The sequence below is a fragment of the Deltaproteobacteria bacterium genome (assembly GCA_015233135.1).
Classification (GTDB): domain Bacteria; phylum UBA10199; class UBA10199; order JADFYH01; family JADFYH01; genus JADFYH01.
Genome location: JADFYH010000020.1, coordinates 39,654 through 51,867, shown reverse-complemented (window position 1 = coordinate 51,867; position 12,214 = coordinate 39,654). Strand labels below are relative to the sequence as shown.

7 protein-coding genes are annotated in these 12,214 nt (G+C 48.9%); 5 read left to right on the top strand and 2 right to left on the bottom strand.

Annotation, left to right across the window (positions count from 1 at the left end):
* Positions 1-95: 95 nt before the first annotated feature.
* The 5 genes from HQM15_07875 (at position 96) to HQM15_07855 (ending at position 9,596) form a co-directional block, all read left to right on the top strand.
* Positions 96-1,667 carry a hypothetical protein gene (locus HQM15_07875; GenBank protein ID MBF0492682.1) on the top strand — a complete coding sequence of 524 codons (1,572 nt, stop codon included), beginning with the start codon at positions 96-98 and terminating at the stop codon, positions 1,665-1,667.
* A 15-nt stretch (positions 1,668-1,682) separates the two neighbouring features.
* The gene (locus tag HQM15_07870) at positions 1,683-2,288 is read left to right on the top strand and encodes a hypothetical protein (protein ID MBF0492681.1); all 606 of its coding nucleotides are present in this window, start codon (positions 1,683-1,685) and stop codon (positions 2,286-2,288) included.
* 3 nt (positions 2,289-2,291) lie between these two features.
* Positions 2,292-4,808, top strand: a complete 2,517-nt coding sequence (locus HQM15_07865; protein MBF0492680.1) for a hypothetical protein — start codon at positions 2,292-2,294, stop codon at positions 4,806-4,808.
* Positions 4,805-8,323: a hypothetical protein gene (locus HQM15_07860; GenBank protein ID MBF0492679.1), complete on the top strand. Its 3,519-nt coding sequence runs from the start codon at positions 4,805-4,807 to the stop codon at positions 8,321-8,323. The genes HQM15_07865 and HQM15_07860 overlap by 4 nt, the downstream gene beginning before the upstream one ends.
* A 103-nt stretch (positions 8,324-8,426) precedes the next feature.
* On the top strand, positions 8,427-9,596 hold the full coding sequence (locus HQM15_07855; protein MBF0492678.1) for an ATP-binding protein: 1,170 nt from the start codon (positions 8,427-8,429) through the stop codon (positions 9,594-9,596).
* Positions 9,597-9,603: 7 nt separating this feature from the next.
* Here HQM15_07855 and sdhB read toward each other — a convergent pair whose 3' ends face one another.
* Both sdhB and sdhA read right to left on the bottom strand, forming a co-directional pair.
* Complete coding sequence (sdhB, locus tag HQM15_07850) at positions 9,604-10,347, bottom strand: succinate dehydrogenase iron-sulfur subunit (GenBank protein ID MBF0492677.1); 744 nt, start codon at positions 10,345-10,347, stop codon at positions 9,604-9,606.
* A 118-nt stretch (positions 10,348-10,465) separates the two neighbouring features.
* Positions 10,466-12,214 carry a succinate dehydrogenase flavoprotein subunit gene (gene sdhA, locus HQM15_07845; GenBank protein MBF0492676.1) on the bottom strand — a complete coding sequence of 583 codons (1,749 nt, stop codon included), beginning with the start codon at positions 12,212-12,214 and terminating at the stop codon, positions 10,466-10,468.

Genomic DNA, 12,214 nt, shown 5'->3' with positions numbered 1-12,214 from the left:
ATCCTTGGTAAAAAATCTTAGCAACTTTTTCAGAGTCCTTCCGATACTTCCCACGAATCGCAAAAAAAAATTTCGAAGAGGACAAGGGGGGGGAAATGGATCCACTGGTACTAGATGCCCGAGATCTCACTGTGCTGATTTTGGCCGGCCAATATGCCCCCGAAATGCTTGCCGCACATGATCGCGACCCGCTCGACAGATATCCCGCTGAAGAATTTGCCTTCGATCGAGAAGATTTTATTTTCAATTATTTGAATCGCAGTTCCCTCACCGCTCATCCCAGACACACCCAAAACCATGTTGAAATTGATCAACGCAGCAGCAACGTTCCAGTGGATTCTGCTTTTGCTGAGTGTCTGAGAACCCATTTCACTCAAACAAATCCTGCACAAACTCTCAGAGAAATCACCCAATGTATCAATCAAACTAATCAAAGATTATGGACAAACCCGAATCCGGAAGCTGTTCGTGCGCAAATTTGTTTTGAACCCAACCTAGACAACCGTTTGGTCCCTGACACCGTACCCGCGGCCCATCTTTCGCGACACAATTGTTTGGTCACCCGGGATCAGAATGACCCCATTCAATATGAGGTAAGCGAAACCCCTTCCCATTTCAGTATTCCCAACCTGGATAACGAAGGACAACGTACCCTCACTACTGACCTTCAAGCAATTCGAGACGAATCGGAAAGGGCCCTTCGGGCAGATCAGGACAACCGTCTTCCTACCGAGCAACAATATCAAGACTGGATGCATCCCTCTCATGCGCAAAACCCCTTAAATGTTCGTGAGGCAAATGCTCACCTTTTTAGTGAAAGGATGCAACGACGCTTTAATCAAGACCTTCAGAGAGATGACACCCTTTCTCTATTTTTGGACAGCATCATCCAGTTTTATGCGCTGCGTATCAGTGAAGGACTCACTTATCCTCATCAACCATTCAATATGACTGATCCCCACCACCCCCTTGCCGTCACTGCCGGACCGGATGAAAGTATGGAGGTCTATTTTACAGCAGGTCACAATTGGCCTGTCCGATTTCAAGGAAATATGACCAACAACACCTGGCTCGCGCGACCTGCAGACCTCGCAGAGAATAGCCATGCCAGACGCTGGAATTTTTTGGGTTACGATGTGGCGGTGGCCACGAACGGAAGAATAATTAATAGTGCGATGTTGGGAAGCCTCAACTACAACCGATTTGATGGCGACAGTCTGCTTGCTTTGGGGGGCATCGGAGCAAGTGTGAGAATTTTCAGCGACCACACCCATCTTCGTGCGAATGTTTTAGCGGGAAGCTATTTAAACTCTGCGCAGGAGCAAGGAGACCTTATTTTGAATGGGGCCTTGGAACTGCTGGTCGACTCCAATCAATCGCTTTGTTCTCCGCTTTCTCTGACTGCCGTCTCCTTCTTGGCCTTGCCGCACACTGCTCGCTGTCTCAACAATGGTGATTATCACCCGAACTATCCTTCTCTAAACAGCGTGGCCAAATTGGGATTTCTCTGGAACACCCGTACTCAAGAAGTAATACCGACTTTTTCTATCAGTATAGAAGGCACTTTGCGAGCCCTTGGAGTTCGTTCGCGCGTGGCAGAATTTTTTGGCCCTCTTGATCTCAGCTTAGGTCTTTTTGCAGGATTTTTTCCGCCGAGCGGGAGATAAAAGGAGGATATTCATATGGGAAACAGACCGCTCTTTTCACTCACAGGCGACTTGGGATATCACTTAAGATTAGACGGCCCATTCTTGGCTTATCCTGAGGCTGGAATTACCGCGACCGTGTATCTTCCTGTGGGAAGCACTGCCCCTGCCTATGTGCCTGATTTGCCCAATTCGGGTAGAGCAGCGATTCCCCATAACACAGGACTGGTTTGGCAACCTTATTTGGGAGCCTCGTTCCTTACCAGCCACAATAGTTTTGCCGCGTTTGGAGCGGTGCCAGCAGAGGGCAGGGCTGGTGCAGGTTTCTCAGCACATGCTGGTGTAGCCCTTTCAGAATGCGAGGGTACCAATCCCGATCAGCCTTATGGAGCAGACTCTCAAGGACATGGGCATCATTTCAAAACCCTGTGGACTTACCGCTTGGGCGCTCGATTCGATTTTTTAAGTTTAAACCGAATGACCCTAGGACCTGAACTCACTTTTCAGGTGGGTCTTGGAGCCGCAAGCCCCAACCAATGGATAGGGGGATTAAACGTGTATATGGGCGTGATGGACATGAATACTCTTCGTCCAAACATAAGTGATATTCCCATTAATATATTTTTTGGGAGATTATTTTAATCTATGAAACTCTGGGATGACATTCTTCGCCATTTTATTTTCGGACACTGTGTGCCTGCGCCCGCTGGGCCTACTACCGTGGAACACAGGGCGGCAGCTCCAAACCACAATCCAACCCCAAGTCCCGTGCAGCCAATGGCTATCCCTCCCTGGTTGTCAGAACTGCGAACACGCATGAATAGCCATCACGATCAGCGCCTGGGCGAATTGGATAGCTGGCTAAACCGCTTGAGAACAGCAAACGAGGCCCGAGCCAGCCAAGACCGACCCAATCGGCATTTGATGTTCTCGCTACTGTATTACAGTTTATCCACTTATGTGGATGTAAACCGCGATGAGATTCCCTGGGGATGCCCGTCTCCCCGTTTTTATCTTCAAGAGGACACAGGAATTACTTTACGTCTGTCGGGGCACAATACTCAGTTCAACCCACAAAATACTTCTTCTCTTTCACAGCTGCCCATTGCACCTCTTTACTCAGCTTACTCAGCGGCAGAAAATACTCATGATTCTTTATTTCTAGTCACCCATGGAGTAGACACTATAAGCGGCGGGGATGGCTATGCGGCCATGGAAAATGGGCAAGTAACCCTTTACAAGCAGGATTTTTGGGATCTTCTAGAAGATCATGTGGCTCAAAATCTGGATTTTTTTATCCGAAGGAATTTTCACTTCACCCAACAGGACCTGGCCCATTTCTTGGGAACCTCGCTAGGAGAACAGGTCCTTTGCCAAGAAAATAATTCTCAAAGCAGCGCCTGCATGCTGAGTTGCGAGATGACTCAGAATCACTTCCAACATCCTGTGACAATAGACGACCTTGCGGATGAACTCCTTTATGAAAATCATCCCCACCCCACCCCTCTCCTGAGTCCAAGTCCAGCCTCCCAGGAAAGTGGCATTTTGAGCCGCATTATCAATTCTGTCTGTAACAGCAATGATGAACACCCCTTCGACATCACTCGCTTCTTTTCCCACATTCGGGAACAAATTGAATTGGAGAGCAGCGATGTTTATTTTGAGGATCTGCTCCTGCTGGCGCAAGGGACAAGAATCAACCACACAAATTTCAATATCGATTTTGATCTCCAAAATATCTGGCAAAGCTTCAGTGTAGAAGGAAACAGTGCCTTGAATTGGGATCTGCTCACCCTTTCCCCCGATTTGATCCTGGGCCCCGGAGGCCTGCGGCTCAGTGGAGAGCCTCATCAGCTCAACCTCAATATCAGTGATATTCAATTGAATATAGATCCTCTGCTCACTCCGCCAGAGGCCCTTCTTAGAAATGCTTTTCTTTCTACCGAAGACTTACAAAATATAAGCCTGACAATGAATACAGACCACAGCATTGAAATTGCCCCAGGCATTCATGTGAGACGCTTGTCAGAACGCTATCCCCTGGCGGACCCTTCTCCTCATGCGGTGCTGGAAGTGACGGGCAATCTGGCTTTTAGCCTGGAAGGAGGCTTCGGTCAAAGCCATGGACAATTGGTCTTTGCGGGCAGGCTGCGCTGGGATGCGCAGGGAATTGAACTCATCCCCGGTGAAACTCGGGTGGAGCTGCACCAATTTCACTTCAACACCCCCGGGCATTTCCCTCAATTTTTACAGTTTGATGGATCGGATTTTCTTTTGACCGACCTCCCCCATCTTGTTCAACAATATCAAACCGTAGAAAGCAGCAATTCTGCTCACACGCAAAACCAGAACCTCCCCAACACGGGTTTTCTTTTTCAGATCAACGACCGCGGACGCAGACTCAACACCTTTCTTCCAATGCATCTTATTCCGGATGAAAATCCTGCAAGAGGAAATTACTACAGGATTTCAGAGAGCTTTAATCCAAGTTTTCATGCCAACATCAATGCCATGTTGAACCCTGGTTCTGACACCCGAAACTTTGATCTTCAGATCCAATCCGACTTGAACTCCAACACCTGTAGTCGTGATTCCACGCTCACCTGGCTCAGCCGACAGATTGTATTCAGCCCTCGTGTAACTTTGGAAAGTGGACATGCCTCTGCCCATTTAAATCTGAGCTTGCTGGAAGCCGGTTTGGTAAACGCGGTGCTGGACGCCAATTTGCAAGGGGTGTTGTCAGGGCCAGGTTTCAATATCATTACCTCCCTATCCAATCTGCTAGGAATGAATATGAGGATGGGCTCCATCTTGAGAAACAATCGCTATGAGGGAACTCTTGGCATTCAAGGACAGGCCCGTATCAAACCTGAAACCTACGATATCCGAGGCGCTGCCGCTGTAAGACCTCGGGGAAACATCGTTATTCGGGATACACACGAGGGAAACATTCCTGTTTTCACCCCCGCTTCTTTCTTTCACCCAAGATTTTATGGACACCATATCGTGGAGGATACCGCTCTTATCGTGGATCCTCGCGGCGTAGAAGCCATCGCGAGACCCACTGGGGATTTTGCAGCGCCCAGCCCTCTGCCCAGTGTGCCCGGAATAGCTACTGTTCGAAACCTTCCTCTAACCAGCTGGCGGGGAGGACAACGATGATTCCTTCCATCGGCTTTATTCGAGGGGCGTTTCAAGTTCTTGGAGCAAGCCCCATAAATCTACCTGCTCGTGCAAATACAGCGGCCAACCCTGCGACAAACGTTTCGGCCAGACCTGCCCCCTCTGTTACAAATGCAAGCCGAGACGAAAACACCGCGCTTCAAAATAATGCCCGACGCTTCTGTACCCCCAGTCCCATGATTCTGGAAAGCTCGCGCCTGCCCTGGACTCCACTTTTGGCGGAGCATGAAGAAGCCTGGGTAAGACCCGTTCTTCGCCTCGCACAAAATATTTCGGGCTTGGATTTTCATGCCCTGGGGGTCTCTTCCAATGAGGGCAACCCCGGTTGTCGCTACAGTGAATTTCGCTACGATGGAACCGCCAACCACGATGGTGCAACTGTTTGCTGGCAAGCAAGAACACGGGCCGATGTCTCGGTGGGCGTTCGCATGAATCGCTTTGGGCCTGGAATTCCGGATGAAGCCATTATTTACCCCCACTTTCGCGTCCGCTATGTGGATGAAAGAAACCCGCCTACCATGGTTTTAGGCCAACGTCCCCCTCTCGACCCTTCAGGAAGAACTCCCCTTCCCATAGGGCCCTCGGTACTCAGCGTTCCAGGTTTTTGTGGACAGCTGGCGGGGATTCCGATTCCGGATCGGGAAACTTACGATCCACTATACCCCCCTATCACCCCTCTGGAGCAGGGAGTCTCCATCTGCCATGACCTGAACAGCTGTGTTTGGGCGCTACGCTATTCCTTTAATGGTGCCATCGAGGCCTTTGCCCGCGAGACCCAAGCCAGCTTTATCGACAGTTTTTGGGAATCTTTGGGTTGGGATTATGAAAATTTTTATACCCTGGCAGGCCTGCCTCGAGACACCATCGACATGCGTCTGGGATTGTTTATCGATCGCATCATCCGCCCCCTTATCACTCAGGAATCAAGAGATTATCTGGCTTCTCATCACCGAACCTGGACTCCCAATCTTATTTCCCTTTTGGGACCCGATTTCCAGGGAATAAACCTCGATTTTCAAAACCGCCCCGATACCTATACCTTCCCCAATTGCTCTCAGCTCACGCTTCATGCTGCCCAGCCTGTTCAAAATTTTATCCGTCAAATCCGCCATAACCCAAGTGCCTTGTTTCCAGAGTCTGCAGCGGCTGATCCCAATTTGGCAACGATACGTCCCGCAGATGCCCAGGCGTTTTTTGCTGGCCTGGCAGAGGCCTATCAAAACCCCTCGGAGCTCAATCAGATTCATCTTGAATCGCGAGATGACCCAAATGCATTGAGGGAATTAAGCAATCGCCAAAGGCTGGAAGGCATAGGCAGTGAAAGTGGCCCCATACGTGGACATCGATTGGAATCCCAATTGCAAATTCATGCCCCTGCCCTCAGTTTTGACTCCCCAAACTTTGGCTTTTCCAGATTCTTGGCCCGCCAGATTGAAGTGACTGGTCCCAGTCTTTCTCATATTATTCACAACCTCGCTTCCGGAAACTGGAACGATACGACTCCCATTCGAATTCAGCTGGATCACCCTTACTTTTCAAATCTATCCATGGATTTTGGAAATTTTTCCATGAGCCTTCCTCAAGTCTGGGCCGACCATTTGGAAATCACGCTTCCCTCTTTATCCGAGCTCGGACAAATCTTGGACATTGATCCGGACACCGAACTTTCGCTCAGTTTATTTGGCCGCTTGCTTGGCAAGCACCACGAGGAAATTTTGAATCGGATCCGAGTGAATGCCCAGGGGCTCAAAATAGCAGGGCATTTTACAGTCGATTACCAGGAAAATGAATCTCATCTTGAAGGAGATGGCGCTCAGGTGGAACAACTTCTCCTGGAAAGCCTTATCCCTTCTGGTTCTGCCAGTAATATCCCCCCGCACCCTGAAATTCCTGCACAGGCCTTTCATTCTGAACTGGAAGAACTGGGACATTTACGTTCAATGATTCCAGATTATCAAAACCGAAGCAATCCACAGCGCCCGATTCCCCTACTCTATATTTCGGATGCACGATTTCACCACGTGAGCAGCGCTTATCAAACCTTGGGGGCCCTGGTAGCTGTGGGCACTCGTATCCAAAATTTCCGTGCTTATTTCCCTTTGAAGCAACTCGCATTTTCTTCAGGTCTCATTTCAAATGAGGGCCGCTTTAGTTATCAAGGAATTCCTGCCGATCTGGAACACGTCCGATATTATAATTCTCCGCGTTCTCTCCATCCATCGATCCACACTCGTCTAAGGCCAAATCCTGTACCCCATCCACATCCTTTTTTTTCTGATCACCTTTTTCAAGGGGAAGAAGGCCTGAATTTAAATCCCCTGCCTTTCGTCCGTCCACTTTCGGTTTATGACTCTGCCCTGACCTCCTTGAGATTATTACTAGATCCTGCCCAGGCCCTGCAAAATTCTCTTCTCCAAATGCTTCATTTGCAACACAACGACTTTAACCTCGGCCCGAACTCCCAAGTGGAAGATTTAAGACTTACTTTTGATTTACGTACAGAAGAAGTCGCCTTTGCCAGACTGAGAAGAACGCGACTCAGTGGAAGCGTTGAGCCGGGTTCTATTGTCTATCCTTCTGAAAATATAAGGGTTGGATTTGGCCCCGGTACTTTTATTAACGGGGTTCAAATTGATGCCGATATTCAATATGGAAGAGGTGAAAATGGCGCAATGCCCAAGCAATTTGAGTTCACCTATTTTGGGAACATGTCCCTCAATCTCAATAATTTTGTCTATGGTCTCGAAGACCATTCCCCTTATTTGAGAATAAGCGAGGTCCGTGGAGGATCCCAAAATGCCTGCATTCGCGCGAACAACCGACAAATCTCTATCGTCAATCATGAAGCAACAGACAGGCCCTGTAACCTCGAAAATGGCCCTCTAAGTCCCCCTTTGGAGATGCCACAGATACTTCATCCTCCTCAAAGCGATCCTCGTCGAAACCCCATTGCCTTGAGCGTAGAAATAGCGAGAGCAAGCTGGGGGCTTGATGTCGATGGATTTCACTTTGAACACGATGGAACTGCACACCTGTCCGCAGGACTCCGCTATTTTCTTTTAAACAATTCTTCGGATGGAGCAATCACCTTTGCGATAGACATTCAAAACCCAACGATTAGTCATTTACGAGGGATCATTTCAGGGGTCTTGGGAGACAGGGTGTATAGAACTTTACTGGAAGCAGAGTCCACGGTAGACAACAGTATCCGCGCAGACCGCGCCTATTTAATGCTAAGAATTCCTCCGCAGGGGGAGCGTCATAGCCCCCCACCCATCCAAGAACTTCGTATCGAAAATTTCTTTGGCCACGTGAGTAACAACCAGCCAGGAAGAAATCTCAGGCTGCTCCATTTGGAAACCCCACTCTATCTCTTGTGGTCTCAAACTGGACAAGCCCGTTACTCCTTCTATCCCAATCTGATTGGAACCTGGCTTCAAGCCCGCTATCCTAGACTACCCGAAGTTGAATTGGACTTCAGGAGAAGCCGATAGATGGAGTTAAGCTTAAGGCATCATTCAATTGGACAAATTTTAAACCCCTTTGGTAAGTGCTATCAATATTTGACATTAAACGTAGAATAGTTACACTACTTCAATGCCCCATGAGAGAAAAAGACATGCATTGAAGCTTTTGCAGAAGTTGAGAGCCTTTTGGCCTGTAACCGGAATACTCGGACTTCGTCAGGTGGGAAAAACCACACTTTTAAGAAAATTAGCGGGGGTTGAAAATTTTGTTTCTCTCGACGACGAAGAAGTGCGCGAAGAAGCCCTGCATTCCTCAAAAAATTTTTTATCCAAACTCAAAACACCTGTCCTGATCGATGAAGTTCAAAAAGCCCCGGCCCTCTTTGATGCAATCAAATTCAAAGTAGATCAAAAGAAAATCCCCGGCAGCTATTTTTTGACAGGTTCTTCTACCTTCAGCTCCAAGTTGGGAATTCGCGAATCCCTCACAGGCCGCATTGGGCTGCTGCGGCTTTACTCGATGACTCTTTCAGAAATTCATCAAAAAAGTTTTGAAGCCCAAAGAGCCTCTTTATTTCACACGCTGCCCGTTCGATTCTCTATAGAAGATATATTACACCATCTCCCCGAAGGAGGGCTGCCCGTCCCCGTTTTTACAAGGGATGCTGCACAAAGGGAGCTTTATTTTAAAAGCTGGCTGGAAACCACGATTGTTCGCGATGTGGCGCGTGTTTATGGAAGGGCTTATGACCTGGATGTGAGTTGGTCCCTCTTGAGACAATTTGGACAAATTCTAAAAGAAGGCGAATGGGCCACGTTGCGTTCGTTTAAACAAAACTCTCGCGTTTTGCGAAACTACCTCAGCGCTTTTGAGGATGTGTTTCTCCTACGAAAAATCCCCGCTCATGAAGAAGCCTTGGGAGGAGATGCCTGGATGTTTACCGATTCGGGTATTGCCAGAGCCATTCTCGGTACCGAATTTGGAAAAGGCGTCACCCTTTCATTGGCTCGTATTTTTGTGATGAACGAAATCTGTGCCGCTTTCGAATATGCAGGAAAAACGCTGCATCCGGTTTATTACAAAAGTGCCCGCGGTTCTCCGGTAGATCTTGTAGGGCAAGACGTAGCCATCAAAATTACCAGCGAAACCAAAGGAGCTCTCAGCTACGAAGAACGGGCCTTGGCGGCCGCTATGAAGAAACTCAAGATCAAAAAAGGACTATTGGTAGCACCCATCGAGAGATTTGATCCCCCGGCGGGAAAAGGAATTTCATTAGTACCTTGGGGCTATTGGAGTTGATCTGAACTTACCCAAAAATCTTCTCCACCATCCGCTTAGTCAGCTCTCGTCCCACTTCTGCAATGGACGTGGTGAGAGGAATCTCTTTGGGACAAGCCTTCACGCAATTTTGGGCATTGCCACAATCGGCCAGACCTCCAGGGCCCATGAGGGCATCCAGGCGTTCGTGTTTATTCATGGCTCCCGTGGGATGCATATTGAAAAGACGCACTTGGGAAACGGCTGCTGCACCGATAAAATCGGAATGCTCGCTCACCTGAGGACAAACTTCCAGGCAGCAACCGCAGGTCATGCAACGTGAAAGATCATAGGACACCAATTGATCTTTTTCGGCCTGGCGGGGACCCGGGCCTAAATCGTGGGTACCATCCAGAGGCACCCAGGCTTTAACGCGCTTGAGTGCGTCAAACATTTGAGTGCGATCGACCCGGAGGTCTCGAATACAAGGGAACTTGCTAAAAGGTTCCAAAACAATAGGTTGTTCCAGTTGCTCAATGAGCGCCGAGCAAGCCTGCCGGGCCTTTCCATTGATAATCATCGAACAGGCACCGCAGACTTCTTCCAGGCAGGAAGATTCCCATACGACAGGGCGAGTCGTTTTCCCTTCGGCATTGACGGGATTACGGGCAATTTCCACCAAGGCCGAAATTACGTTCATGGAAGGCTTATGTGGAATTTCAAATTCCTCCCAATAAGAATCACTTTGAGGGGAATCTTTGCGTCTAATTTTTAATCGAATGGTGTTGGACATAATTTATTGTTCCCCCTCTTAAGCTAAGAGGGGGTTAGGGGGCGTTATGTCACTCGGGTGTACTTAGAGTGTTCTCATAACCCCTCCTGCCCTCCCCTTAGCTTAAGGGGAGGAAAGATTAAGAAGCCATATCGTATTTTCTTGGACGAGGCTTTATATGCTTCGGTTCCACCGGCTCATATTCAAACACAGGCCCCTTTGGCGAAAACTTCGCCATCGTTGTTTTCATCCAGTGTTTATCATCGCGATCGGGATAATCGGGTTTATAATGCGCCCCTCGGGATTCGTTACGATTCAAGGCCCCTATCGTAATGACACGCGCCAGCTGCAACATGTTATAAAGCTGACGACCAAAAATCAATTCCTGGTTGGCCCAGGGCCCCGTATCCGTAATCGTCACGCGGGAGTAGCGATCTAACAACTCCAATAATTTTTGATCCATCTTTTTCAGGCCGTCATTTTTACGAATGACCGTCACATGTTCGGTCATCCACTCGCCCAATTCCTTGTGTAACGTACGCGCGTTCTCAGTACCGCTACCGCTGAGCAGTTTTTGATTGAGTTCTTTTTGACGCAACACTTCTTGAGCGTAGAGACTCTCGCTTACATCGCTGGCTGTTTTTTTGATGCCTTTTGCGTAGCTCACCGCACTGTTACCGGCCAAGCCTCCTCCGAAAATGCAAGACACGAGAGAGTTGGCACCTAATCGATTTGCACCATGATAGGCAAAGTCACATTCTCCGGCAGCAAACACACCGGGGATAGTCGTTTGGTGACTATTGTCAATCCAAAGACCTCCCATAGAATAATGCACCCCAGGGAAAATCCTCATGGGAATTTTTTTAGGATCGACCCCCACAAACTTTTCGTAAATTTCCAAAACCCCGCCCAGCTTCACTTGAAGCTTATCGGGGGCAATATGAGTCACGTCCAGATAGACCTGCGGCTCACCATCAATCCCCAGGCCCAGTTCATAGACGACTTTAAAGATAGCCCGAGTCGCAATATCCCGAGGCACCAGATTTCCATATTTGGGATACCATTCTTCGAGGAAATACCAGGGCTTCCCCTCTTTATAAACCCAAACCCGTCCGCCCTCTCCGCGAACCGATTCCGAGATAAGGCGCAGCTTGTCTTCGCCGGGAATAGAAGTGGGATGAACCTGGATAAACTCACCATTCGCATAAGTGGCGCCTTGCTGATACAGAGAAGAGGCGGCTGAACCCGTGCAGATCATGGAATTGGTCGATTTTCCAAAAATAAGTCCCGGCCCGCCCGTGCAGACGATCACGGCATCGGCACGAAAGGCACGGATTTCGTTGGTGTCCAAATTGATGGCTGCAATTCCCTTTGCAACGCTGTCTTCATCCAACACGGCGGAAAGAAACTCCCAACCTTCGTACTTGGTGACCAACGATTCAGTTTCCTGACGTCGTACCTGTTCATCAAGGGCATAAAGCAATTGCTGTCCTGTGGTAGCACCCGCAAAGGCGGTGCGATGATACAAGGTTCCACCAAAGCGCCTGAAATCAATCAAGCCTTCGGGCGTACGGTTGAAGCGAACTCCCATGCGGTCGAGCATGTAAATGACCGCAGGCGCTGCTTCGCACATCAGTTTGGGCAGTTCCTGATCGGCTAAAAAATCTCCCCCGTAAATGGTATCGTCGAAGTGTTGCCAGGTGGAATCGCCTTCGCCTTTTGTATTCACCGCACCATTGATGCCGCCTTGGGCACACACCGAGTGAGAGCGTTTTACAGGCACCACCGAGAAAAGATCCACCGCATATCCGGCCTCGGCAATTTTAATCGTCGCCATTAAGCCGGCAAGCCCTCCACCCACCACAATGATTTTTGCTTTATTCGCCAT

Bases quoted from the DNA above. Each gene is read 5' to 3' on its own strand.
- HQM15_07870 (MBF0492681.1), top strand. From the start codon at position 1,683: ATGGGAAACAGACCGCTCTTTTCACTCACAGGCGACTTGGGATATCAC.
- HQM15_07875 (MBF0492682.1), top strand. From the start codon at position 96: ATGGATCCACTGGTACTAGATGCCCGAGATCTCACTGTGCTGATTTTG.
- HQM15_07855 (MBF0492678.1), top strand. From the start codon at position 8,427: ATGCCCCATGAGAGAAAAAGACATGCATTGAAGCTTTTGCAGAAGTTG.
- sdhA (MBF0492676.1), bottom strand. From the start codon at position 12,214: ATGGCGAATAAAGCAAAAATCATTGTGGTGGGTGGAGGGCTTGCCGGC.
- HQM15_07860 (MBF0492679.1), top strand. From the start codon at position 4,805: ATGATTCCTTCCATCGGCTTTATTCGAGGGGCGTTTCAAGTTCTTGGA.
- HQM15_07865 (MBF0492680.1), top strand. From the start codon at position 2,292: ATGAAACTCTGGGATGACATTCTTCGCCATTTTATTTTCGGACACTGT.
- sdhB (MBF0492677.1), bottom strand. From the start codon at position 10,347: ATGTCCAACACCATTCGATTAAAAATTAGACGCAAAGATTCCCCTCAA.